This is a genomic window from Ruminococcus sp. 210702-SL.1.03, from assembly GCF_020559915.1.
Taxonomy (GTDB): domain Bacteria; phylum Bacillota; class Clostridia; order Oscillospirales; family Ruminococcaceae; genus YE71.
Map to the genome: position 1 here is coordinate 61218 of NZ_JAJCLZ010000008.1, position 25606 is coordinate 86823.

A 25606-nucleotide genomic window follows, 5' to 3' on the forward strand; every position below is an offset into this window, starting at 1 on the left:
TATGCTGGAGGATCTTTTTTCAGTAGTGCGCACGCGCTTTAATTACGGCGACGATGACGAGCCGCCAAAGAAAAAAAAGACCGATATACCAAAGGGGCTGCTCTTTAAATGCCCCCGCTGCTCGAACAACACCTTTATGGAGGATTTTGCGGCAAACGGCAAGGTATGCCCCCACTGCAACTACCATTCGCGCCTTACCGCGCGCGAGCGGCTGGACATCACCATAGATAAGGATAGTTTGGAAGAATTTGACGCAGATATGATCTCGGGCAACCCGATAGATTTTCCCGATTACGAAAACAAGCAGCAGGCGCTGCGCGAAAAAACGGGTCTGAAAGACGCCGTAGTGACGGGAAGAGCCAAAATACGCGGCGAGGATATAGTTATAATAGTAATGGATTCTAACTACATGATGGCTTCTATGGGCAGCGTAGTGGGCGAGAAGATAGCCCGCGCTTTTGAGTACGCTGCCGAGCACCGCCTTCCCGTCATCGCGTTTACCGCTTCTGGCGGCGCTAGAATGCAGGAGGGCATAGTTTCGCTCATGCAGATGGCCAAGACCTCGGGCGCTGTCGGCAGACACAGCGACGCAGGCCTGCTGTACATCACGGTAATGACCGACCCGACTACGGGCGGCGTTACGGCATCGTTCGCCTCGCTGGGCGACATCATAATCGCCGAGCCGAAGGTGCTGATAGGCTTTGCGGGCAGAAGAGTTATAGAGGGCACTATCCGCCAGCGCCTGCCGGACGATTTTCAGTCGGCAGAATTTATGCTGGAAAACGGATTTGTAGATATGATAGTAGAGCGCAAGAGGATGCGCCGCACGCTGGCACATCTGCTCAAGCTGCATAAGCCATATGACGGAGGTGCTGAGCAATGAGTGAAAATAATATCCCCGCCAGCAAGCGCATGGAGATAATCCGCACCAAGGGCAGACCTACGGTAAAGGACTATATCCCCATGATATTCGACGATTTCTTCGAGCTGCACGGCGATAGGCTCTATGGCGACGACGGCGCTATAATGGGCGGCGTGGCCTACTTTAAGGGCGTGCCCGTAACGGTGATAGCGCAGGTAAAGGGCAGAACGCTGGAGGAAAACCAGCAATGCAATTTCGGTATGCCCCACCCTGAGGGCTACCGCAAGGCGCTCAGGCTGGCGCATCAGGCTGAGAAATTCCACCGTCCCGTTATATGCTTTGTAGACACCGCGGGCGCGTTTTGCGGCGTAGAGGCTGAAAAGCGCGGACAGGGCGAGGCTATAGCCCGCTCGATAATGGAATTTATGGAGCTGAAAACCCCCGTTATCTCGATAATACTGGGCGAGGGCGGCTCGGGCGGAGCGTTGGCTATGTGCGTTTGCGACGAGCTGGCTATGCTGGAAAACGCGGTGTACTCGGTGATATCTCCGCGCGGATTTGCCTCCATACTCTGGAAAAACGCCGAGCGCGAGAAGGAAGCAGCCGACATCATGAAGATAACTGCCGAAGACCTTGTACACTTAAAGGTCTGCGACAGCATAATAAAAGAATCTGACGGCGGTGCCCATACCGACCCCGAGCAGACGGCTGAGAATATTTCTGAATATATTTCGCAGGCTTTGAAAAGAAATTTGCAAAAAGGGCTTGACGAAATGCTAAATGGGCGTTATAATAAGTTTAGGACAATCGGCGAGTTTAGCGTGTACGAAGAGGATAGCGAAAGCGAATGACCTTTTTCGGCGCAAAGCTGCTGCCTTTGTTTTAGCGGCGAGGTTCTTGAAAAAAAACAGCTCCTCTCCGGCAATACTCAAATGACAGGAGGTTTGTTTAGAATGGTATTTGACAAGATCCGCGATATTATCGTAGACCAGCTCGACGCGTCTGCTGATGATGTTACCGCAGAGGCTTCGATCATCGACGATCTGGGCGCTGATTCTCTCGACGTAGTAGACCTTATCAGCTCTGTTGAAGATGAATTTGATGTTGAGATCCCTGATGAAGAGGTTGAGAACATCAAGACCGTAGGCGACATCGTTTCCTACATCGAAAGCGCTACTTCTGAGGAATAAGCAATTAGCTTTCACTAAAAGAAATCAAATGACGGAACGTGGCTGAAAGTAACGTTCCGTTTTTTCTTACGATCACCGCGAGGGGGATAAGCTTGTGCTTTGGGAAGAAAAAAATTACGATGATATTATAGACCTGCCGCACCACGTTTCGGAAAACCACGCGCATATGTCTATACGGGGCAGGGCGGCGCAGTTTTCGGCTTTCGCCGCGCTAAAGGGCTACGATGAAGCCGTGGCGGAGGCGGCAAGGCGCACCGACAGCCGCCGTGAGCCGGACGAGGACACCGCGCGAGAGATAAACGAGCGGCTGGTATGGCTGATAGAGCATTTGGCGGAGCTGCCGCGGGTGGAGCTGACGTATTTTGTGCCCGACGAGCGCAAGGCGGGCGGCGCGTATGTGCCCGTGAGCGGTGCTGTGCGCATTTACGACTCATACGCGAAAGAGCTGGAATTCGTTGGCGGCAAGCGCGTGCCGATAAACGATATTTACAGCATCGAGATCTTAGCCGACCGCGATTATACGGACGAGCAGACATAAAAAAGGCGGGTACGCTTAGTGTATAGCGTACTCGCCTTTGCTGTTTATGTACTTTAAGCCTTTGCGGTTTCCTGCGCGTCTTCGCCGGTGTACTGCTTTTTCCAGTCCTCTAAGCGCTGCTTTTCGCCGGCAGCATCGGCAGCGCCGAAGCCGAGGTGGCTCTGGAACTCGCCCTTTGAGGTGACCGAGAGGGTGATGGAGGTGAAAGGCTTCTGCTTCTCGCCGATGAACACCTGACGTATAGCCATGATGAGTTTTACTATCTCAACGCGGTTCTTCGCCGCCTCTTCCTTATCCATATCGAATTTCTCGAACATCTCGTCGCCGTCGATAAGCTCGCCGTCTGCGGTAACAAGGCGGTGGTAGTAGAAAACGCCGTTCTCGCCGTTCTCAGCGTAGAAATAGGCTATCTTGTAGTCAGTCTCGGGCAGGAAGCTGAAAAACTCGGTGCCGAGCTGTCTGTAAAGCTCAGCCGTTTTCGACTGTATCTCTTTAAGCTGCTGCTCGGAAACTTGGGGCGGCTGGTAGCGGGGGTTAGCCTTCTCTACCTTCTCGCGCCAAGCGGCGTAGCGCTTTTCCTCTTCGCCCTCGGTAAGCTCGGCGGCGGTAACGTCCATCTTTACCTGACCGTTATTGAGTATCATTATGCTGATAGCGTTGCAGGGCTTTCCGGTAGCCGCCTGCGAGCTTTCGTGCATAGCCATGAATGCCTTTTCAAGCTTCTCCTCGCGGGATACCATTTCGGGCAGGCTGAGTCCGCAAAGCTGGGGTATAGTCTGGCGCTCGAGAAGTCTGCCGTCAAGCGCGTAGCAGCAGAAATCGTCGATGTATCCGCCCGACTGAAGCTCGGCGTAGTAAAAGCCTATCAGCATCTGCTGCGGGAACATGACTCTCAGCGCTCTGCTCATCTCGGCGCAGTCTTTCTTAAAGCGCTCTTCGGGGGTAAGCTCGGGGGCTGCTTCTTCCTCAGCCGCAGCGCTCTCCTCCGCTTCGGTATTTTCAAGGGCTGCCTCCGCGGGGGCGGTATCAGCCTTTTTCTTTTTTTTGCCAAATAAAGCCATAGTAATGTCCTTTCGTGGTGTAGCGTCAATTCTGCTTTCTTACCACGGCGTATTCGTCGCCGTTTCGGTAATACGGGCAAGCGCCGCGTGGGTCTGACTCGAGCCTGTAAAGGTCGTCCTCGTCAATATCCACCGAGCAGAAATATTCTTCGTATTCTTCATCGTACATATAGTACGCGCAGGTATCGCAGTTCATCAAATATCTATCAGCTTTCTCGATACTGCGAAATATTTGTTTTTCTCGGAGCAGACCAGCCGTGCTATTACTATAAAAGCGGTGATCACTGCTGCCGCCGCCGCTGCCGCGGCTATTATTTTGCCAATTTTTTTCACAGCGCAGAAACTCCTTTCTTTGCGTTAGTTATACAAAATCGTCCTCGTCGATGTCGTCCTCTATCTCCTCGCCGTTGAGCAGCTTTTTCAGCGTTTCAACTTCCTCTTCGGTAAGGGTTATGCCCTTGCCCATGCGGGTGTGGTCGGGGTTCCATTCTCTAAGGTCGTACTTCGGCTCGCGCTCGTTCCAGCTTACCATGTTCAGCTCTTTTGTCCAGCCGCGCGCGCTTTCGGAAAGCACTCCTATATTTTTCGTGATCTCAAATTTCAGTTCTGCCATTTTTATCTACCTCCGTTAGTTTTGTTTTTTATTTATCGGCATATTTTCGCTGCCGTTTTTTACACGTTTTTCGTTCGCCGCAGCCGCTATCGCCGCGAGCGCGCCCTGCAATGCGCCGAGGTTCGTTATCGCCGCCGCCAGCAGTATCACCAGTCCGCAGAAAATTCCCGCGAGAGCGCCGCTTAGCGCCCATATCACGCCCGTGATGCAAATGCTGCCCGCCGCCGTGGTAACGCTGTCAGGCTCGCGCAGGTAGTCGAGCGCCGAGAGGATAAGCATTGCGAGCAAAGCTGCGGGCAGATCGTACATCGCCCATACGCATATGAATATCATAGCGCCGCCGCCCAGCTTTATAGCGCGCTTGCCGGTAACTGCGCCGAATGCCGCCGCCGCCGCAAATACCGCGAGCAGCGCCCAGCCGCGCGTAAGCCAGCAGATAACGAGGTACACCGCCGCGCCGAAAGCCAGCGCGATGAGCTTTTTGCTGCCTATACGCTCTACTATGCCGCGCAGCTTCGCAGGCATGAGCGCGAGCATAGCGTTCCAGACGGGCTTGATGTTTATCGCTGTGATTATGATGAAAAGTATCGGCAGAGTAACTATCGTAAATTTTACCGAGCCGCCCATAAACTGCATAACGTTTATCAGCACCATTGATATGAGCAGCGCGTTATTGATCATAAGCTTAGTAAGTCTGAGGTCGAAAGGCACTATCTTGCGCGAATCGTAAGCGCGCACCGCAAATACCGCCATGTAGGAAACTACGGTGGTTATCGGCGGGCCGTAAAGACCTATGCGCGGTATCAGTATGATATTCAGCGAGATATTTATCACGCCTGCGATAAGGCTGGTGAAAAGCGAGCGCTTAGTCTTGTTTGAAGCCAGATATATCGAGCCCATAAAGGTGGTGAAGCATGAGAATATCGAGGAGTATATCAGTATAGGTGCGTACCGCGCGGACTCCTGAAAGCTGTCGCCCATCCAAATAGCGGTAAGCGGCTGAACTATCAGCAGGCAGCCCGCCGCGAGGATATACATAAGGCACTGGTTCAGATGGAAAACGTTGCCGTAAAAATCATTGCGGTCGTCTGAGTCGTCCTCCATTATAGCCGACATATTCCATGCCTGCCCGAACATCATGTAAACGGTGGATACTAAGTTCGCTATTTTGTACGAAGCGGAAAGTATGCCGTTTCGCTCGCTGCCGAGGTAGTAGGTGGTCATGAAAGAGTCGGAGCTGTTTGTCACCAGCCACATAAGCTGCGCGGGGATAAGCGGCATACAGTAGGAGAACATGGTCTTTACCATCTCGCGCTCGATATGCTTGAAATCGAAATATCTCCAAAGCCGCGCTGCGAAGAGCATGAAAACGGTGGAGCATAGGTCGGAAAGGATGACCGAGAGCAGGTAGCCGGTATTGCCCATCTTGAAAACGCAGATGAAGAGTATAGTGCCTATCAGCGTAAGCAGGGTGGTGAGTATAGAGTTTACGGCGTAGAGCTTTACTTTCTCTATGGCGCGCAGGAAGTTTGAGTAAACAAGCTTCAGCGAAGCCGCCACGATGTATACGAATATCAGCAGCGAGTAGCCGTGGATATACTTATCCGCCACGCCTGTAACGGTAACTATCGGCAGTACTATCGCGAGCAGAGCGAAGCCCATAAGGCAGGCTATATTGCCTATGCTGAATACCTGCCGCTTGTCGTAAGCTTTATCGAGGCCGAAGCGTATTATCGACTCGCTTATAGTCATGGTAACTATCGGCAGCAGCCAGTTCGCTATCTGCTGTATAACGTCGTTGACGCCCATTTCGGCGGGCGTGAGGTAGGTGGTGTAGACGTTGACGAGCAGTATTATCAGCACTTTCGAGCTGAAAGAGCCGAGCGCAAATATCAGCGTATTAGAAAAAAGCTTTTTATAGCTTGACTTGGTAACATTATTCTTTTCAGGCATATTTAAAGAGTATCCTTTCTGCGGGGTGTGCCGCCGTTGTGACAACACATATACATTATAACATAAGAGAGAGAAAAAAGCAAGTACTTAGCGGCAAAAAGGCGGCTGGGCGTTTTTCGTCGGCATAGCCCTCTTGAAAATCTTGGCGAAAAGTGCTATAATTATACCGATAAATGATAAATACAAATAACACGGAGGTACTGCCGATATGTCTACCGCTAACCAAAGATTGAAAATACTGTATCTTGCGAAGTTTTTCGCAGACAGCACTGATGAAGAGCACCCCGTTACCATGCAGCAGATAATAGCCGAGCTGGACAGGCACGGAGTATCCGCCGCGCGCAAGGCTATTTACGAGGATATTGAAGCGCTGCGCGTTTTCGGCATGGATATAGTTTCGGTAAAGGGCAAATACTCGGGCTACTACCTCGCCTCGCGCGAATTTGAGCTGCCCGAACTGAAACTGCTCGCCGACGCGGTAAGCTCGGCGCGATTTCTCACCCAGCGCAAATCTGAGCAGCTTCTGAAAAAGATAGAGTCGCTCGCCAGCGTTTACGAGGGAAGGCAGATACAGCGGCAGGTGTACGTCACCGATAGGGTGAAGTCGATGAACGAGAAGATATATCTCAATGTAGATGCTATAAATTTTGCCATATCGTCCAAAAAGCAGATAGTCTTCAAATATTTCGACTATGGTGCAGATAAGAAAAAGAAGTACCGCGAGGGTCTGCGCGTATGCTCGCCCTATGCGCTGACTTGGAGCGACGAGCGCTACTATCTTGTGGCGTATTACGAAAAGTACGGCAGTATATCAAATTTTAGGGTTGACAGAATGGAGAGCGTGCAGCTGCTTGAAGAGCCGATAAAAACCGCGCCCGCCGATTTCAGCCTGCCGAAGTACCTCAATTCTACGTTCTCGATGTTTAGCGGCGAGGTCTGCGACGTGTGCTTGAAATTCAGCGACAAGCTGGTAAACGCCGTGTTAGACCGCTTTGGCAAGGACGTTTGGCTCGTGCCCGCTGAGGAGGGCTGGTTCACCGCGCGTGTGAAAGTAAAGCCAGAGCCGCCATTTTTCGGCTGGCTTTTCCAGTTTGCGGACAAGGCGCAGATAATCTCGCCCGAAAGCGTAAAACTGGAATATTTGAATATGCTGAAAGCCGCCGCAGACGCACAGAAGTGAATTTATCGGAATACATATATGTAAAAATATGCATCAAAACCAATCAAGTATCAATCGAATAAATTGTATAAAATATCTACATTTTCGGCGTGGCAATTGTATAAGATGTACAAAATGTTTGGAAAAATATTGACAGTGTGATAGAGCAGTGATATAATATGTTTACAGTATAAAATGCTCGGAGTGCGCCTGTTTTTAAATGCGGCGGCGCTGCGGGCGGAAAGTGTTTTTTATGACCGATAAAGAGCTTAAAAAACTGAATAAAAGAGAGCTTTTAGAGCTGCTCGCCGCCATGCGCGAAGAGATAGACGCGCTGAGGGTGGAGAACGAGGCTCTGCGCCGTACCATAGCGGGCGGCGAAGGCGACCTGCTTTCGGCAACGGCTATGCGCGTGAAAAAGCTTTACGAAGAGCGTTTCGGCGCGGATACGCCCGCCAAGCCCGAAACGGAGGGCGCGAAAGAGTGAGCGGTATGAGCCGTATGAACGGCAAACGTGAGTTAGCCAAAGACCTGCCAACAGCCGAGCAGCTAAAAGCCGAGCTTGCTAGGCGCAAGTCGCGCGCGGGATTTATGCGCATGCTTTACAGCACCGCAGCTTCGCTGATAGTGGTGGCGGCGCTGGCTGTTATAATATCCATGCTTTTCCTGCCGGTACTAAGGGTTACGGGTACGAGCATGACGCCTACTCTCGCCAACGACGAGCTTGTAGTGTGCAAGCGGCGCGGCGATTTCAAGCAAGGCGATATAGTAGCTTTTTACTACAATAACAAAATTTTGCTGAAACGCGTTATCGCTGTATCGGGCGACACCGTTGATATAAAGGACGACGGCACTGTTTATGTAAACGGCAAAAAGCTGGACGAGCCTTACGTTAAAGACAAAGCCTTCGGCGAGTGCAACATAAGCCTGCCTTACCAAGTGCCCGACCAGCGGATATTCGTAATGGGCGACCATAGGTCTACCTCTATCGACAGCCGCTCATCGGCTATCGGCTGTGTGAGCGAGGAAGCGGTAGTAGGCAAGGTAGTGATGCGCATAATGCCGCTGAAAAAGCTGATGTTTTTGTGAGAAGAATTTAACGCCGCCAATATCTGCACGCGGCTTTCGATAAATTCCGAGAGGGGGAACATATCGTGCAGAATATCGAACAAAAGATAAGCCAATATCTAAAGGAAAGAAAATACCGCAAGCGCGGGAGGATAGCGGCAGCTGTAATGTCGATTGCTGTTGTGATCTCGGTGTTTGCGGGTCTTATCATGCCTGCGGTAAGCATGACGCCTAAGCGCCTTGCGGGGGAAACCAAAACGGATGTGGATAAAGAGGGAATATCCATACCCTATACCAAGCCGCCCGAGGGCGCGCACCTCTTCAAGCCCGACGTTGTAAAGGTAGTTGCCACGCAGATAGAGGCAGGCCCTGACAGCGACGGCGGCATAAAGGTAAAGTTCGAGTTGAATTACGAGCTGCCCGAAAATACCATCACCAACGGAAATACATACATTTATTATAATCTGAATACCGACAGAGCGGATTCGGACGACCCAAACGCGCCTAAGATAGATGTGCCTAAGGGAGGTCTGCCGCCTATATCATCTGAGGATAATCTTGGGCCTGTAATGTATGACGGCAAGGCAGTCGGCGAATACCGTATAGAGGAAAACGGACTTATAGTTATCCACTTCACCGATGAAGAGTTCATCGCGAAGAACAAGGACGCTAAGATACCCGGCTGCTATGTACAGTTCAACGCCGACGTAGTTCGCGGCGAGGGCGACACCAGAGATGCGGTAGATATACCGATAGGCAATGACGCCAACAGCACCGTTACCATCAAGGGTTTTGAGTATGGCAACGCGGGCATTGAGAAATCCGCCGTTTACAACAAGGACGGCACTATAACTTGGAGCGTTAAGGTAAAGAACCCCGACGGCAAAAACCTCAAAGACTTTAAGGTAACGGACGAGATGTTTGATGAAAACACCGTTATCAACTGCGATAAGGGCACTTACGACGCGGCGAACAAGCAGTTTGTATTCAACGACGGCGTTGCCGATAAGGAGATCACGCTGGAATACACCACTAAGGTAGACAGCGACCTGCTTTTCGACGGCACTAACATCACAAACAACGCGAGCCTTATAAAGCCCGACAATTCCAAGGTCAGCGACTCGAAAAAGGTATATGTTGAGAGCGGATTCAGCATTGATAAATCCGGCTCGGCAAGCTACGGAAAAGACGGCGCTGACGATAAGATAACATGGACTGTAACGGTGAAGAACGCCGCGGGTACAGATATGGGCGGCTACTACGTTGAGGACAGCGCCATCACCGCTGATACCGCAATAACGGGCGTAGACAAGAAGTATTACGAAATTTCCGACGGCAAGATAACCTTTAAAGAGGGTCTTACCGATAAGGAGATCACGTTTACATACGTCACCAGCGCTAACAAATCTGACTCAAGCGCTTACGAGAACAAAGCTACCCTGCGCCCGCCGAAAGACCCCAGCAAGGGCAAGGACAGCTATGCAAAGGTAGAAAAGGAACAGTTCAGCATTAAAAAGAGCGGCACACCTAAGCAGGGCGAGTCGCTGATCAACTGGACTGTTACGCTTACCGACTATGTGCGGGATGATAATACCTCGCTCGAAGATTTTGTGGTCACCGACCCGCTGCTCATAAAGCGGCTCAACGAGGGCGGAAGTCTTACGATGAACGGCGCGGACTATACATTGGTAAAGGACGAAAACGGCAAGATCACGGGCGTGAAGATCGGCAAAGTTACTAACTCCCCCGATTGGCATGGCTATGTTTATGTCAATATAAAATACTCCACCCCCGCTAAGGACGCTGATTATGCCCAGAAAAACGAGAATGGAAGCTGGACGACCAAAAACACCGCTAATATGGCAAAAGATGGTTTTAACTACTCGACCGGCGAAGTTGACGCTACCTATCATAATATTTCGAAGGTAAAGAAATCTGCGAAGAATGAGCCTAAGTTTTCGGACGATAGGCAAGGCATTGTCCAAAAATGGGAAGCTGAGTATACGGGCGAAGAGGGCGGCTTTGTAAACGCTGAATTTTACGACGAGATGCGCTCAGATGCCGGCACCGACCACTATATCACTAGTGAACAACTTGGTTCTGCTGAGATACTGGTAAGGCAAAAAGGCAGCGATTCTTTTTCACCTTACACTGGAAGTGGCACGATAAAGCTTACGCAGGTAGACGCTGTTGACGGAAAAGCGAAGAAATTCAAGATAACGATCGACGGCGGTGAGAAAAACATCAACGGTATAAGGGTAAGTTACTACACAACCGTTGACCTCAGCAAGATCGATGTGGGCGAAAAGGTGACTTTTTACAACAAGGCAAGCGACGGCACTAATGAAAAAGAAGTTTCTAAGGAATACACCAAGGTAGAAGACCATAAACTGGTAAAGAGCGCAGCAGGCGACGACACCACCGCAAAGACCACGATAGATTTCAAAGACCTCGAAACCGTAACGGTAGACGGCGAAGAATGCTATCTGCTGAGATACAAGGTAGAGCTTAACGAAAACGGCGCGTACAACCATAAGAACGTAGTGCTGACAGATACTCTGCCCGAGGGCTTCAAGCTTTACACGGTCGCGAACAAGACAAGTAATTGGGCTGACAAGCCTAACCTTGCGATATGGAAAGACGGCGACAGCAGCGTAGGCGAGATACAGAATTTTGAAAAGTATCAGTATTGGGATTATTACCAAATCGACAAGAACGATCCTACCAAGATAACTTTCAAGATATTTGGAAGCGACAGAAATTACAAGTCGGTATTCGCATACGCGGCGTATATCCCTAAGGCAGACCTCGAAGCGAAGGTAGCAGAGGGCAAGAGCGTAGACTTTACGAACGTTATAGCCGACAGCGACGGCGAAAAGAGCAGCCAGGAGTACACTATAGACCGCAAGCCGAACGTCAACCCCTCAGGCAAAGCGGTGCTGACTAAGGGAGCAAGACCGCAGGCGGCGGGCGGCTCGATAACTTACGAGCTGGATGTAAACCCAGACGGACTTACCCTTGCACCGAACAGCTCGACAATAACGCTTACCGACCTTTTCAACTTCGACAAGACTCAGTACACGCAGGTCAAGTACGATCAGAAGGTCGAGAACGGTCAGTTGGTATTTGACGAAAACGGCGACCCTGTATACGTCAAGCCCGGCCACGCGGGAAGCGTAGTCAACGGCGACGGCAGCAAGTACATGAACGTGAGCTTGCGATCCATCAAGGTGGAAAAGGTCAACGCCGACGGCACTACAACGCCCGTTGACTTTACATACAACTTTGAGAACAAGGCTAAGGACGTAAAGAAGCTGAACTGCACGGTAACGGAAGTTACGTCGAAAGATGAAGTAATAAATAACAAACCGGGCTATGATCCATGGCTTGACAACGCTTTTAATAACTATTCAAAGGTCTATAGGGTCGACGGACTTAAAGCGGGCGGAAAGCTGAAGCTCACTTTCACGGGCGATCCAAGCAAAGCAACAAAATTCAACTTCATCACCAACTGCAACGGCTGCGTATGGTCGCCTCAGCATACCATCATTACTGCAAATGCTGATGGTACATACACATTTGAAGCGGATATAAGCAGTAATTTTGTAAATGGAAGCCCTGCATTTGTTTATTTTGAGGGCTATTCGGAAAGCAATTATATCCCCAAGACCGTTTCAGCGGAAGCTTACGAGATAAACGATACGGCGGACGCCAAGCTGACTATGCAGGTGCCCGACGGCGAACACCTCAAGATAACTTACACATATGTGTCCCGCTCGGACGAAGTTTTCTCCATCGGCGCAAGCAATAAGGTAAACGCTTCCACCAGATACGGCGGAGAAAGCGACACGAGCAAGGTAATTTACAAGGCGCACGATGATTCGCAGGCAGGCGTTATCAATAGCGAGCCTATCGAGATAAACAAGCTCGACGTTGGCGACACGGCTGTACGCTTAAAGGCAGGATTTATCCTCGCCAAGTACGACACCACCGTGAACAAGTGGGTATATGCGACTGGATTTACAGTTCCGACCACCGAGGACAACTTCTACACAGTTGCCGATGATAAATGGGGCGACAAGAGCGCAGCGCAAGAGATAAGCACATTTACCGAAAGCGCGCTGTACTTCAAGCCCGAAAAGGCTACGGTATATGCGCTGATAGAGGTCGACGCCCCCGCGGGCTACGACGACACGCTGCTCGCGACCAAGTACTTCACATACGAGGAAGCGCCGAAGAACCTGCCGACCACCAATGTGAACGGCGGCACGCTGAAATCTGACGACGTGCTTTACCTCAATTCGGGCAGTGCGCTCAATATCAAAAACAGAAAGAACATTTCGATAAGCGCTTCAAAACAGTGGGCTGACGGCGACTCTGCCGACCGTCCCGAAAGCGTAAGATTCACGCTTTACCGCTCTACTCAGAAGACGGATGACGGCACGATACCTGCGGACGCGGAACTGGTCGAAGGCTCTGAAAAAACGCTGAATGAAGCGAACAGCTGGACGGCTGAGTGGACAGATCTGGTAAACGGCAATGCGTTTGAACAGCCGTATTACTACTACGTTCACGAAGAGCCGATAGACGGCTACACCGCGCATTATACCAACAACGGCGTAAATGACAATGGCGCGTCGGTGACAGTGCTAAACTCAAAGGGACTTACGATAACTAAGGAATGGCTGACGAATACAGGCCTTGCGGCGAACGCGCCTGTTGATTCGGTAGACATTGAGCTGGTAAGATCGACCACAGCGCCCGACAGCAGCGGCAAGCTGCCCGACGGAGCGGCAAGCGAAACCCTTGGCACATACACGCTGACGGCTGCCAACAGCTGGAAGCTGAGCGTTACGGGCGACAAGATCGCTGAAAAGGACGCTAACGGCAATATCTGGTACTACTACGTTACCGAAAAGACCGACGTTGAAAACTATGCGCCTGTTTACTCGGTAAACGGCGTTGGCAGCAGCGACGTTATAATCCTCACTAACAAAAATACCCTGAAGCCCGGAGAAGTGATACTTCCCGAAACGGGCGGCATAGGCACACGCGTATTCTACGCGGCGGGCGGCGCTATGATGATCGGCGCGGCTGTATACTACATCGTTAACAAGCGCAGAAAAAACGCTTGAAAATAAAGGAATTAATATTTAATTCAAAAGGAGAGAAATCTGTTATGAAAAAATCCAAAAGAATTGCAAGCACTGCGGCAGCGGTGCTGATGGCTGTAAGCATGGCAGCGGCAACCTCCGCGATGAGCGTTTCCGCAGCAGCAGCTACCAGCTACACACTTACCATCACTGACGCGAGAACCGGTCACGAATACAATGCTTACCAGGTATTTGACGGTGATGTAAGCGCCGAGGCTACTAAGTCTATGACCAATGTGATTTGGGGCAACGGTGTTAATGGTGAGAATCTTCTCACTGCTCTGAAGGCTGACGCAAAAATCGGCAGCACGTTCGCTGCATGCAACAGCGCGCAGGACGTTTACAACGCACTTGCTGAGCACACAGAACTCGTTGACGCTTTCGCAAAGGTCGTAAGCGCTAATCTTAACGAGATCAACGCAGCATCAAGCACCACAGCTACCGGCGGCTACGAGTTTACAAACCTCGACGGCGGCTACTACTTCGTAAAGGACAAGACTGTTCCCGAAGCAGACGCATACAGCAAGTATATGCTGAAAGTAGTTAAGAACACTACCGTTTCTGTAAAGGCTGACCAGCCTAAGGTAGAGAAGAAGGTTTACGAAGAAGATTACACCGGCGATGAATACGGCACCGGTTACAATGACGTTGCCGATCACTTCATCGGCGAGTCTGTACCTTTCAAGCTGATAGGTACTCTGCCTTCCGCGGAGCAATTTGCAGCTTATGACAGCTACTACTATGAGTTCAACGATACTCTTGACGCAGGCTTTAAAGCACCCGCTGCCGGCGATTTCACCGTAAAGATCGGCGACACCGTAGTTACCGAAAATTTTGACATTGATATCAGCAATCTTATTGACGCAAGCGGCAACAGCATTGGTACGAGTATCAGCATCAAGCCTAAGGGCAACGACATCAAGAAAATAATGACAGATAAAAGCATCGACTTTTCTACTGCTACTCCTAAGGTAACTGTTGATTACAAAGCTGTTCTTGACGACGACGCGGTTATCGGTCTGGACGGTAACGAGAACAAGGTAGACCTGAAATTCTCGAACAATCCTAACGCTACCGGCGACGGAACAAACAACACCGGCAAGACCCCTGAGGATAAGGTAATCGTATTTACCTACGAATTCGACACCTTAAAGGTAGACTCGGCTGATGATACCAAGAAGCTTCAGGGCGCTGAGTTTACTCTTCAGGACAAAGCTACCGGCAAGTTTGCTAAGGTAGTGAATGGCATTTTCCAGGGCTGGGTAGACGCAGCTGAAGCAAGCACCCTCACCACTGACGAAAATGGTCTTATCGCAATCAAGGGTATGGAAGGCGGTACATACATCGTTAAAGAAACGAAAGCTCCCACAGACTACAACCTGCCCAGCGAGCCCTTCGAGATCACCCTTAAAGCTACTAAGATCATGTCTCAGGATTGGAACACTACCGCAAGCGATGCACTCGGTGAATTTAGTGCTACTATTGCGAACCCGCTTCCTAATACTTCTAATACAGCTACCGATAACGCAAAGGTCAGCGTTGACGGCTATACTGCAACTCTGACCGTCAAGAACACCAAGGGCGCTGAGCTTCCTGAGACCGGCGGCATCGGCACCAAGCTCTTCTACGTTGGCGGCGGCGCACTGGTACTTGCATCCGCAGTTATCCTCGTTTCCAAGAAGAGAGCTAAGGACGCTGAATAATTTCACGAATAGAGATTCGTTATAAAACCTTTGTCCGACGGCGAACGCACAGCCGTCGGGCATCAGGGAGGGCTTCATAAGCATGAGCGCGAGCGAAAAAAAAGTTAAGACTAAGCGGAAGATGAGCAAATCGACTGTAATACTGGTCATAACTCTGCTTGTGGGGTTCTCCGTGATGCTGTACCCATCGTTCAGTAACTGGTTCAACAACCGAAATATGTCAAAAGCCGTGGCCGGTTACCAGCGCACAGTTTCGGGCATGACGGACGAGGAGTACGAGGAAATAATCGGGCGCGCGCACGAGTACAACCGTGAACTTGCGGGCGTTTCCGACCCATTCAGAAATTACGATGAGGTGCCCGATTACGATAAGATACTTGACATCACAGGCACGGGGATAATGGGGTATATTACCATTCCGCAGATACGCGTTGAACTGCCCATCTACCACGGTACCAGCAAAGAGGTGCTGAACGTTGCGGTTGGGCATTTTCAGGGAAGCTCGCTGCCCGTTGGCGGCGAAACTACCCACGCAGTTATCTCGGCGCACCGCGGTCTGCCATCGGCAAAGCTTTTTTCCGACTTGGATAAGCTGACCGAGGGCGACGATTTCACGATAACCGTGCTTAAAGATACCTATACATACCGCGTAGACCAAATTTTGATAGTCGAGCCTGATCAGACGGAAGCCTTGCAATTGATGAAAGGCAAGGACTACGTTACGCTGACGACCTGCACGCCTTACGGAATAAATTCGCACAGACTGCTGGTACGCGCGCACAGGGTCAGCAACGCGGAAAAGGAAGCAGAATTTAAGATCACAGCCGATGCGACGCAGATCGACTCGATGCAGGTGATACCTTTCGTCGCCGCACCGCTGTTACTGGTACTTATTTGCATTTGGGTACTGGGCGGCAAGCGCAGAAAGCGCACTTTTAACGCCGAAAGCACGATGGCGGAACTTTGCGATAAAAATGAAAATACAGAAAAATCTGATGGCTGCTCGGGAAATGGGTAGGCTGGAAAGGCTTGGTGTAATAATGAATACAAGGAAAATTCGGCTTTTCAGCGTGCTGATGTGCGCGCTGGGGCTGGTAATGTATATCATGCTCGGCACGGCTGTCGCGGCGCACGCCGACGAGGCGCAGGCAGAGAGCGGCACGCTGAATATCGTCAGCAGGGACGACGGCACGGCGCTTTCCGGAATAAAGTGGAATATTTACCGCGTCGGTTCGCACCTCGCGACGGGCGAATTTGTGCTCGAGGGCGATTTTGCCGATTATCCTGCCGATTTCGGCGACCTTTCGGCTTCGGCGATGCAGGAAGCGGCACAGATTCTTGAGGAAAACGCCATCGCAGACGGTCTGCTGCCCGGTTGGACGGCTTCGGCTGATGAAAACGGCGAGCTTAGCGTAAACGGCGTTGCGGCGGGTCTTTACCTGCTTTCGGGCGAGATTATCACGATAGGCGACGTCACCTACGACCCTGCCCCTGCGATAATCGAGGTCAAGGCGAACGCTGACGGCAGCTACGATCTTACGGTTTACCCAAAATTTGAATCGACCGAAGTTCCGCCCAGCAGCTCGCAGGCGGACAGCTCTTCTGATGTTGGCAGCAGTTCGGAGGAGTCTTCCAGCAGCACCGATACCTCAAGCAATTCCGACGTTTCCAGTTCGACTTCAAGCACATCTACCAGTTCGGGCATGACGAATTCGACCAGCAGCGGCGAAAAAGTTCCGCAGACGGGTCAGCTTTGGTGGCCTGTTCCGATTTTCTCGGCACTCGGCATCGTGCTGATCGGCATGGGTCTTAGAGTTTGCGCGAAAAGGGAACACGATAATGACGAATAAAAAACGCGGCGTTGTGCTTATCGCCGCAGGTGCAGCGCTGCTTTTGGCGGCGCTGTTTCTGATTTTTGCCAATTTCAGAGAGGCGGATAAGGCTGACAAGACCGCGGCGAACGCCCTGCAAAAGCTGGATGCGGCGATAGCTGCTCAGCAGGCGCAGACGGAAACGACCTCCGCGCCCGAAGCGGAAAGCGCTGCTGACCCAGAGCCCGCCGAGCAGGAGGACGCTGCCTTAGAGATCGACGGACAGATGTACATATGCATAATCGAGATACCGAAGATAGGCGTGCGTCTGCCCGTAATGCGCGAGTGGAGCTACGATAACCTTGCTGCCGCGCCGTGCCGCTACTCTGGCTCAGTCGCGGGGCGAAACATCATAATCGCGGGGCACAATTACAAGGGCTTTTTTTCGCGGCTGCAAGAGCTGAACAGCGGCGACAAGATCTACCTCACCACCATCGACGGCGTGCGGCATGATTACGAGGTCGATTACTCGGTGCTGGTCGGCGGGAACGACCTGCCGACGATGAAAAGCGGCTCGGATAGCTGGGACTTGACAGTTTTCACCTGCACATGGAGCGGCTGGAGCAGAGTTACCGTGCGCGCGGTGCTCGTAAATTGAAAAACAAAAAGGCTGCGGATAAAACCGCAGCCTTTGCTGTATCTGTGTGAAAATTACTGAATGTCGTTTTCGTTGAAGGGGTCGCCGCACTGGGGGCAGAACTTCGGCGGGTGCTTCGGGTCGGCAGGCTCCCAGCCGCACTTGTCGCACTTGTAGAGCGGCTCATCGGCAGGCTTGGGCTTGCCGCACTCGGCGCAGAATTTGCCCTTGTTCACCGTTCCGCACGAGCAAGTCCAGCCCACAGCCTTTGCGGGCTGTGGTTTGCCGCACTCCATGCAGAATTTTCCTGTGTTGGCAGCGCCGCAGGAGCAAGTCCAGCTATCGGCGGCAGGTTTCGGCTCGGGCTTAGGTTTGCCGCAGCCCTGGCAGAACTTGCCTGTGTTGGTCTGTCCGCATTCGCAGGTCCAGCCGTCTGCGGGAGCTGCTGCGGGTGCAGGTGTAGGTGTGGGAGCTGCCGCCTGCTGCTGAGCCATGTTAGCCTGCATCTGCTGGTTGTACATGGTTGGATCCATAGCCTGACCCATCATTCCGCCGGCCATACCCATGCCCATAAAGCCTGCCATAGCGCCTGCGGAGTTGCCTGCTGCTGTTTCGCGCGCATTGTTTATCGACATTCTGTCCATAGCGTAGAGCATGCTCGGGTTGCTGCCCGCAGTCTGCGCTTCCTGGAATTTCGCGATGCGCTTCTTAGATTCGTCGTCAACGTTCAGCTCGATGGAGACCTGTCCCAGTTTTACGCCCTTTGGCGTCCACTGCTCGCTGAGAAGCTGGTTCATCTCGTTGCCGAGGTCGTCGGCGTAGCTGATTATCATATCGTATGGTATTCTCTTTGCGGAAAGCTTCGAGATCGCGATGCCGAATTTCGGCTTCATATCAGTCTTGAGCTGCTCGATGAACGCAGCACCGTCGCCCTCGTTTTTAACGAAAGGCTTGGATATATCGTGTATGCAGTTCTCGTAGAAAGCGCCGGGGTCTACTATCTGAAGCTCAAACGAGCCGTGACCCTGCGCGTTGAGGGTGAGGTTCATCTCGCCGTCGCGGAAAGGCACTTTGCCGAAGCCGATCTTGTTGTTTACCAGCGGCTTGAGGTTTATGTAAACAAGGCGCATGGTGTGGGTAGCCTGACCGCCCGCGGTAAATCTGTTGCCGATGTCCTTTATCGAGGGCATGAGATCTCTAAAGCCGCTGCCGAGGATAGAGGGCGCGGTCGCGGAATCGTACTTGTAGTGGCCCGCGGTGTCGTTATCGGTAGCAACTACCATATCCCAAACCTTGCCGTCTTCTACGAGCAGAGCTGCCTGTCCGATGGCTACGTCGAAAGTCGAGCCGCTGGATATGTAGTCGTTAGAGCCGTTGTTTACAGCCTTGCCTCTTAAAACTTTGGTCGCGGGCACGCACATAGTGTCCTGATTGAGTCCGTCGCAGCGGAAATACTCCACTACCTGGTCGGCGAGGTTAGAGCCTACTGCCGATGCAAACATTCTGATTAAACCCATGATTTTCGTTCCTTTCTGGTATATAAGTATCGTTTGATATTTCTAAATTTAAAGTCAGCGCGTTTTGGTTATCGCGTTTATCTTCCATGTGCGCTCTACTGAGGCTATTACTTCCGCTCCGCAGTATTCGCACACTTTAGCGCCAAGCGTGGTCACCGGCGCGCCGCAGTTGTCGCATATCAGGCTCTCGCTCGCTTGGTCGCTGTTCGCGGCTAGGTAGTAGCTGTAACGTACCTCATAAACGTGCTGCGAGAGCATCTTGCCCGGCAGGGTGTACTCCACCGCCGCCTGCCATATTATAGTGGACTGCTCGCCGTTTTTGCGGTAGTCCGAGATCACGGCGCGGTGCACTTTAGCCCCGCCGTATGTAGTAGTCACGCTGTCAAGGCTGTTCGCCAGCTCAGTCACGAACGACTCGGTGCAGTGAGCGCTCAAAGCTTCTGCGCCGCTACGCGCATTTAGTATCGTGAAATACTGCGTCAGCGTGCTTGTAACTATCTTTCGCGCTATCTCCGCGTCAAATTCGGGGAAGTCTTTTGCTATGCGTATCTTCATTAGACCCTCAGAGCCTGAGAGAGTAGCAGGCGTCTTTGCAGTTTCCTCCGTAGCCGCCTTGATCTGACCCAGCAGGCTGGAGTTGAGCATATTGCGCACCTTGCGCTTAGCTGAATCGACCGCCGACTTTATCAGCAGTATAACGCCAATTATTACGGCGACTACCACCGCCAATGTTATCAGCCTAATGATATTATCTTCGCTCATTATGCAAACAGCCCCAGTACACCCGCTATCGCGCCGATCACTGTGCCGAGTACGCCGCCCAGCGCCGAGAAGATCACGAGCTTTACTTTATCTATCGGCAGATTTCCGATGAATTTGCCCGTTTGACCGTTCATAGCGAAAAAGTATTTTTTATCCTTGTAGGTGGTGTACAGCAGCCATGTAGGCATAAGCGCGTACTCTGTTTTGTGTATCACCACTTCTTTTTTAAAGCTCTGCTTGGTAAGACTATCGTAGTCGCAGGATCTTTTGATAATATCCTCAGTAGAGTTTTCTATGCGCAGTTTTGCGCGCGAGTAGCAGGCGTCTTTATCTTCGTCAAATCTCTCGGCGAGAAAGCCCGAAAGATACGCGGGCTTAAAAGGCACCATGTCCTTGTAATCATAAGGCTCTATCGAGTCCATAGCGTCGTTGTCCGTCTTGGACGAAGCGTCTACGGGCACTTTCGCGAAGCCCATAGTGCCGTCGCGGTAAACGTCGTAATACTTGCACTCGGTGTACTTGTATTTGCCCTGACGCCATTTGCGCTCTTTCATGCCCTCAGCCTTGAATTTTCCTCTGCATCTGCCGCTGTAAAGCCAAAAAGGTATGTACACGCCCTGCATTTTATCGACTATCTTATCGTAGTCGAAATCGCTCGGCGTAAGCGGTTTTTTGCTGAATTTGTGAAATTCTTCCATTACGCGCTTTTTCTCGATCTTGAAAGGTATAACGTAGTCGGGCGCGAAATCGTTGATTATCTGTTCGCCCATTACTACGGCGTTGCCGCAGTACACGCATATCGTAGCAGCCGTAGCGCGGTCGGTGATTATCTCAGCGCCGCAGTGCGAGCAGGTGTATTTTACCAGGTCGCTGCCGACAGTTCCGTCGCTCGACTGATGGTATTCGCCCTCTTCGACCTCCTCGTGCGCCTCGACGTTTTCGGTATCTGTGCCGCCCTGACCATCTGCTTCCATGTCCTCCATAGAGAATTTATCTCCGCAGTATTCGCATTCAAAGCAGTTTTTATCAGCCGTCCAGAATATCTCTGCGCCGCAGGTGGGGCATTTGTATGAAATATTTGCAGCCATATTATTTTTCTCCCTTAGTTTCTAAATGGTGTCGCGCTAAGATCAGTCGCCGATCTCTTCCTTATCGGTAGTAGTTCTGAGATAAACGTCAGACTGTTCGTTGATCTTTAGTTTTCCGTGAACGTAATCGTCGGCCTTGGTAGCTTTTTCCTTAGTATGGCTCAAAGAAACCAAAATGCAGCCTGTGATTATAGCGCCGATGGGAAAACCCGCAACAGCGGCTATGGTAACGTCGCCGTCTTCAGCCGAAGCTATCAGCGGCGTGAAAAGTGTGCCGTATGAAATAAGGGCAAATCCTGCTTTGCGAAGCAGCGATCTGAACATATTTGACCAGCCTCCTTGTGAAAAAATTACAGTTTTATACTTATATCGACACAAATATTATATCATATTTATAAAAAGATGTCAATGAATTTTAACATAAAAGTGAAAATATTTCGATGCGGCGACTGATTTTCAGCATTTTAGCGAGCCGTTAAAGTTCATGCTATGTTTACTTTACGTCTATAAAATGTTCTATGAAAACGTTTCCCGATATCTTATAATAATTATATAAAATTGATGAAAAAAGGAGTGTTTATAAGATGGAATATAAAAATATGAAACTTGGCAGAACTGTTTATTCGATGGATCCCGGCTGGCTCTTCCACCTAGGCGATGTAGAGCTGCACCGCGGTATCTCACATGGCGATATTTACGGCACGTCTAAGGCGGGAAGCTGTCCCGGAGTTCCGCAGCCCGATTTTTACTGCGATCCTGCCGATTGGAAGAGCGTAGACCTGCCGCACGATTGGTCGGTAAAGCTGCCTTTTGATAAAAACGGCTCGCCGTCATGGGGCTATAAGCCGAAGGGCAAGGCTTGGTACCGCAAGCAGTTCGCCCTCGGCGAGGAGCTCAAAGACAAAAATATTACACTGGAATTTGACGGCGCGGCGAAGGACTGCTTCGTTTATTTCAACGGCTCGCTGCTGAAACGTCACTATTCATCTTACGCGCCCTTTACCGTAGATATTACCGACCGCGCGTATTTCGACGGCACGCCGAACGTGCTCGCCGTATACCTCGATGCTGATAGCTGGGAGGGCTGGTGGTACGAGGGCGCGGGGCTTTACCGCCATGTGCGCCTTGTTGCGAAAGAAAAGGTCAGCGTAGCGCAGTACGGTATATTCGTCTGCCCGCGCTTTGCGGACGGCGTTTGGAACTGTCCTGCGCAGGTGACGCTTGAAAATACAGGCTATTCGCCAGCCGAAACTGTACTGCACTGCGAGATATTAAACAAGCATACGGGCGAAGTCATCGCCGCGGACGAAGCGCAGGTGGCTGTTGAGAGCGGCGGGCGCGCTGTGCATACGTTTGAATTCACCGTGAAAGACCCCGAGCTTTGGAATATTGATTCGCCGAACCTCTACACCTGCCGCGTTTGGCTGGGCGGCGGCGCTGACGGCGACTCGGTCGACTTCGGCTTCCGCACCATTCGCTTTGACGCGGAAAAGGGCTTTTTCCTCAACGGCAGAAGCGTCAAGATATTCGGTACTTGTAACCATCAAGACCACGGCGGCATAGGCGTTGCGATACCCGACAGTATTCACAAATACCGCATCTCGCGGCTGAAAGAGATGGGCACGAACGCCTACCGCTGCGCGCACGGTATGCCGCACGCCGAGCTGCTCTACGAGTGCGACCGCGCGGGAATGCTCGTGATGAACGAAAACCGCTCGTTTGAAACCAGCGAGCAGTGCTTGGAAGAACTGCGGACGATGATACTGCGCGACCGCAACCACCCGAGCGTTATAATGTGGTCGATATTCAACGAAGAGCCGCTTCAGGGCACCGAGCAGGGCAGGCGTATGGCGCAGCGTATGCGCGCGGAGATACACCGCCTTGACGATTCGAGGTTCGTTACGGGCGCTATGAACGGCGGCGTTACCGAAGCGGACAGCGCGGCGCAGGCTTTGGACGTTGCGGGCATGAATTACCAGCTTTACGCCTACGATGAATTTCACGCGAAGTTCCCCGAGATACCCGTTATCGGCAGCGAAACTACCTCGACTTTCGCGGTGCGCGGCTGTTACAAGACCGAGATGGATAAGCACCTCATCTCCTGCTACGACGAAGACCCCGCCGACTGGGGCAACACCGTTCGGCAGACTTGGCAGACCCTCTGCACGCGCGACTTTGCGGCGGGCGGATTTATGTGGACAGGCTTCGACTACCTCGGCGAGCCTACGCCCTTTGAGTACCCCAGCGTTTCCAGCTTTTTCGGCATGATGGATACCTGCGGCTTCGCGAAAGACGCTTTTTGGCTCTGCAAATCGATATTCACGCCGGCGGAGGAACAGCCCGTCGTGCATCTACTGCCGCACTGGAATTTCAAGGGGCGCGAGGGCGAGAAGATACGCGTTATGAGCCACACTAACTGCGAGGAAGCCGAGCTTTTTGTAAACGGCGGATCGCTCGGCAGAAAGCGCGTTGACAAGCTGCACCAGACCGAGTGGCAGGTAGAGTACCGCGCGGGCGAGATAAAGCTTATCGGCTATAATAAAGGTATCCCTGCGGCGGAGTGCGTAAGGCAGACCACGGGCGGAGCGGCGCGGATAAAGATAGAGTGCGCCAACGTTTCGCCGCTAGAGATGGGCGGGCTTGACGCGGCTATCGTGAATTTCATCGCGGTGGACTGCGAGGGCAGGGAAGTGCCCGACTTCTGCGGCGAGATTGCGATAAGCGCCGAGGGCGGCGAGGTCATCGGCACGGCGAACGGCGACCCGAACTGCCACGAGCCTTTTGATTCTGCCCGCCGAAGCCTTTTCAACGGCCGCGCTCAGGCGATAATACGTCCCGCCGCCGAAGCCTCGCTCTTGACAATCAGTGCAGAATGTGGTAAACTAAAGTGTGACGCTCTTACGATAAAGCTTGCTGAGCCGAGCGAGCGTATGCCCGTAGTGCTCCCGATGGAGGAGATACAGGTGACCGGCTGGCGCGTTTCGGCAGAGCTGAGCGAAGAAAAGCCCGACCCGCTGAAAGTTTTCGCGGCGAACGATATGAATACTACCGAGCCGTATTTCCCATCGCACGGCAACGGCTCTAAAATGGCGGAAGCCGTGGGCAAATACGCGCTCTTCCGCGCGCATACCGTTATCCCCGAAACGCTGGGCGGCAGAGAGCCGCGCATACATTTCAACCAGCTTTGGGGCAGGGCTGAGGTATGGGTGAACGGCAAAAAGCGGCTGGACTTCGAGAATGAATGGGCAGCCGCGGCGGAGATACACTGCACGCCCGATATGACGGGCAGCGCCGAGATAACCGTTATCGTACAGAGCATAAATAAATACGGCGCGGGCGTTACATCTACCGTAGTGGTGAGGTAAACGCGGCAGCCGTAAAGGGGTAAAGTGATTTGAAAAAGAAAATAACTGCGGCGCTTACGGCGCTGCTGATGGCGCTTGCGCTGGCTTCCTGCGAGGTGCGTTCGCACGGGGCGGAGCAGTTCACGCGCAGAGTACAAGACGCGGATACTGAGCTTTCGGTTGACAGCTTTGGTGCGGACGAGTCGGAAGCGGCTGATACGCAGGAGAGCGCGGCAGAAGCCGACGCTGTGAATGCTGAGGCGGAAACCACGACGACTACTGCCGCAAAGCCTGCCGAGCCGCCTAAGCCGACTAAGTTAAAGACCGACGTGCTCTCTGGGCACAATTTCACGGCGGATGATTTTCCCGCCAAGACATACTCAAACAAAAAGCTTTCCAAGGCGCTGAACGCCATCGACGATATTTGTGCCGATTACGGCTACACCATAAGCTTTTACTACAAGAATATGGACAGCGGCGCGGAGTGCACATATAATGCCGACGCGAGCTACGGCGTTTGCTCTACCGTAAAAGCGCCTTTTTGCAAAGAGCTGCTGGAGCGCGGCATAGACCTCGACGACGAGATAACCATAGAGGTGATATGGGACGGCGACGACGGCAAGACGGCGGCGAACGGCTACGGAAAAACATATTCAGCGCGCGAGCTGATACGCCGCGCGATAACGCAGTCTGACAATACGGCCTACTACAATCTGATAAATTACTACGGCTACGACGGATTCAACAACATGAATTACGAGCTGGGGGTAAATTATGATCTGGGATATTCGTGGATATTCAACTACGGAACTTCCCGCGACCTTATGAAGCAGTACGAGGACATATACAAGTACGCCGAAAAGTCGAAGCGCGGAAAATGGCTGACGGAGCTTATGCAAAAGACCGATCTGGAAACGCAGATAACGGCAGAGCTTGCGGATAAGTACCCCGTGGCGCACAAGTACGGCTCTGACTGGGATCAAAACTGCTACCACGACTGCGCGATAGTTTATGCAGATTCGCCTTTCGTGCTGGTGATAATGACCGACCAAGTGCCCGAAACGGCGAAGAGCGATAAGGTATTCAAAAAGCTGGCGAAGCAGTTCGATATAGTAAATTCGCAGCTTGTCAATTAAACTGTAAACGA

23 protein-coding genes are annotated in these 25606 nt (G+C 51.9%); 14 read left to right on the forward strand and 9 right to left on the reverse strand.

Annotation, left to right across the window (positions count from 1 at the left end):
• Position 1 precedes the first annotated feature (1 nt).
• From accD to LI114_RS06135, 4 genes are all read left to right on the forward strand, one after another.
• Positions 2 to 883: an acetyl-CoA carboxylase, carboxyltransferase subunit beta gene (accD, locus tag LI114_RS06120; protein ID WP_022128118.1), complete on the forward strand. Its 882-nt coding sequence runs from the start codon at positions 2 to 4 to the stop codon at positions 881 to 883.
• Complete coding sequence (locus tag LI114_RS06125; RefSeq protein WP_227219908.1) at positions 880 to 1713, forward strand: acetyl-CoA carboxylase carboxyltransferase subunit alpha; 834 nt, start codon at positions 880 to 882, stop codon at positions 1711 to 1713. The genes accD and LI114_RS06125 overlap by 4 nt, the downstream gene beginning before the upstream one ends.
• A gap of 102 nt (positions 1714 to 1815) precedes the next feature.
• Positions 1816 to 2052, forward strand: a complete 237-nt coding sequence (locus LI114_RS06130; protein ID WP_022128120.1) for an acyl carrier protein — start codon at positions 1816 to 1818, stop codon at positions 2050 to 2052.
• Positions 2053 to 2146: 94 nt separating this feature from the next.
• Positions 2147 to 2590, forward strand: coding sequence for a hypothetical protein (locus tag LI114_RS06135; protein WP_227219909.1), 444 nt, complete (start codon positions 2147 to 2149; stop codon positions 2588 to 2590).
• A gap of 53 nt (positions 2591 to 2643) precedes the next feature.
• On the opposite strand, the gene LI114_RS06140 is transcribed toward LI114_RS06135, so the two are convergent.
• The 5 genes from LI114_RS06140 to LI114_RS06160 are packed head-to-tail and all read right to left on the reverse strand — an operon-like array spanning position 2644 to position 6217.
• Positions 2644 to 3651, reverse strand: a complete 1008-nt coding sequence (locus LI114_RS06140) for an immunity protein YezG family protein (RefSeq protein WP_227219910.1) — start codon at positions 3649 to 3651, stop codon at positions 2644 to 2646.
• Between the two features lie 25 nt (positions 3652 to 3676).
• Complete coding sequence (locus tag LI114_RS06145; protein ID WP_022128194.1) at positions 3677 to 3847, reverse strand: DUF6472 family protein; 171 nt, start codon at positions 3845 to 3847, stop codon at positions 3677 to 3679.
• Positions 3847 to 3984 carry a hypothetical protein gene (locus tag LI114_RS06150; protein ID WP_227219911.1) on the reverse strand — a complete coding sequence of 46 codons (138 nt, stop codon included), beginning with the start codon at positions 3982 to 3984 and terminating at the stop codon, positions 3847 to 3849. Before LI114_RS06150 ends, LI114_RS06145 begins: the two co-directional genes overlap by 1 nt.
• Before the next feature lie 28 nt (positions 3985 to 4012).
• Complete coding sequence (locus LI114_RS06155) at positions 4013 to 4264, reverse strand: YdbC family protein (RefSeq protein WP_022128195.1); 252 nt, start codon at positions 4262 to 4264, stop codon at positions 4013 to 4015.
• Between the two features lie 15 nt (positions 4265 to 4279).
• Entirely contained in the window at positions 4280 to 6217 is a 1938-nt protein-coding gene (locus tag LI114_RS06160) for a polysaccharide biosynthesis C-terminal domain-containing protein (RefSeq protein ID WP_227219912.1), read from the reverse strand.
• 208 nt (positions 6218 to 6425) lie between these two features.
• Between LI114_RS06160 and LI114_RS06165 the strand changes: the two genes are divergently transcribed.
• The 8 genes from LI114_RS06165 (at position 6426) to LI114_RS06200 (ending at position 17769) form a co-directional block, all read left to right on the forward strand.
• On the forward strand, positions 6426 to 7397 hold the full coding sequence (locus LI114_RS06165; protein ID WP_227219913.1) for a helix-turn-helix transcriptional regulator: 972 nt from the start codon (positions 6426 to 6428) through the stop codon (positions 7395 to 7397).
• 232 nt (positions 7398 to 7629) lie between these two features.
• Positions 7630 to 7863: a hypothetical protein gene (locus tag LI114_RS06170; protein ID WP_227219914.1), complete on the forward strand. Its 234-nt coding sequence runs from the start codon at positions 7630 to 7632 to the stop codon at positions 7861 to 7863.
• A gap of 5 nt (positions 7864 to 7868) precedes the next feature.
• Entirely contained in the window at positions 7869 to 8465 is a 597-nt protein-coding gene (lepB, locus tag LI114_RS06175; RefSeq protein ID WP_227219949.1) for a signal peptidase I, read from the forward strand.
• 65 nt (positions 8466 to 8530) lie between these two features.
• Positions 8531 to 13579 (forward strand): Cna B-type domain-containing protein, encoded by a 5049-nt coding sequence (locus tag LI114_RS06180; RefSeq protein WP_227219915.1) that lies wholly within the window; start codon positions 8531 to 8533, stop codon positions 13577 to 13579.
• A gap of 44 nt (positions 13580 to 13623) precedes the next feature.
• Entirely contained in the window at positions 13624 to 15300 is a 1677-nt protein-coding gene (locus LI114_RS06185) for a SpaA isopeptide-forming pilin-related protein (RefSeq protein ID WP_227219916.1), read from the forward strand.
• Positions 15301 to 15382: 82 nt separating this feature from the next.
• Entirely contained in the window at positions 15383 to 16318 is a 936-nt protein-coding gene (locus LI114_RS06190; protein WP_227219917.1) for a class C sortase, read from the forward strand.
• Between the two features lie 22 nt (positions 16319 to 16340).
• On the forward strand, positions 16341 to 17150 hold the full coding sequence (locus tag LI114_RS06195; protein WP_227219918.1) for a hypothetical protein: 810 nt from the start codon (positions 16341 to 16343) through the stop codon (positions 17148 to 17150).
• A complete protein-coding gene (locus LI114_RS06200; RefSeq protein WP_227219919.1) occupies positions 17140 to 17769 on the forward strand; it encodes a sortase in 630 nt (209 codons plus the stop codon). The genes LI114_RS06195 and LI114_RS06200 overlap by 11 nt, the downstream gene beginning before the upstream one ends.
• A 53-nt stretch (positions 17770 to 17822) precedes the next feature.
• On the opposite strand, the gene LI114_RS06205 is transcribed toward LI114_RS06200, so the two are convergent.
• The 4 genes from LI114_RS06205 to LI114_RS06220 are packed head-to-tail and all read right to left on the reverse strand — an operon-like array spanning position 17823 to position 21439.
• The gene (locus tag LI114_RS06205; RefSeq protein WP_227219920.1) at positions 17823 to 19265 is read right to left on the reverse strand and encodes an SPFH domain-containing protein; all 1443 of its coding nucleotides are present in this window, start codon (positions 19263 to 19265) and stop codon (positions 17823 to 17825) included.
• A 54-nt stretch (positions 19266 to 19319) separates the two neighbouring features.
• Positions 19320 to 20027 (reverse strand): hypothetical protein, encoded by a 708-nt coding sequence (locus LI114_RS06210; protein ID WP_227219921.1) that lies wholly within the window; start codon positions 20025 to 20027, stop codon positions 19320 to 19322.
• A complete protein-coding gene (locus LI114_RS06215) occupies positions 20027 to 21115 on the reverse strand; it encodes a hypothetical protein (protein ID WP_227219922.1) in 1089 nt (362 codons plus the stop codon). Before LI114_RS06215 ends, LI114_RS06210 begins: the two co-directional genes overlap by 1 nt.
• Positions 21116 to 21157: 42 nt before the next feature.
• Positions 21158 to 21439, reverse strand: a complete 282-nt coding sequence (locus tag LI114_RS06220) for a hypothetical protein (protein ID WP_227219923.1) — start codon at positions 21437 to 21439, stop codon at positions 21158 to 21160.
• Positions 21440 to 21699: 260 nt separating this feature from the next.
• Between LI114_RS06220 and LI114_RS06225 the strand changes: the two genes are divergently transcribed.
• Both LI114_RS06225 and LI114_RS06230 read left to right on the forward strand, forming a co-directional pair.
• The gene (locus tag LI114_RS06225) at positions 21700 to 24480 is read left to right on the forward strand and encodes a glycoside hydrolase family 2 TIM barrel-domain containing protein (RefSeq protein ID WP_227219924.1); all 2781 of its coding nucleotides are present in this window, start codon (positions 21700 to 21702) and stop codon (positions 24478 to 24480) included.
• Positions 24481 to 24509: 29 nt separating this feature from the next.
• Positions 24510 to 25595 (forward strand): serine hydrolase, encoded by a 1086-nt coding sequence (locus LI114_RS06230; RefSeq protein WP_227219925.1) that lies wholly within the window; start codon positions 24510 to 24512, stop codon positions 25593 to 25595.
• Positions 25596 to 25606 lie beyond the last annotated feature (11 nt).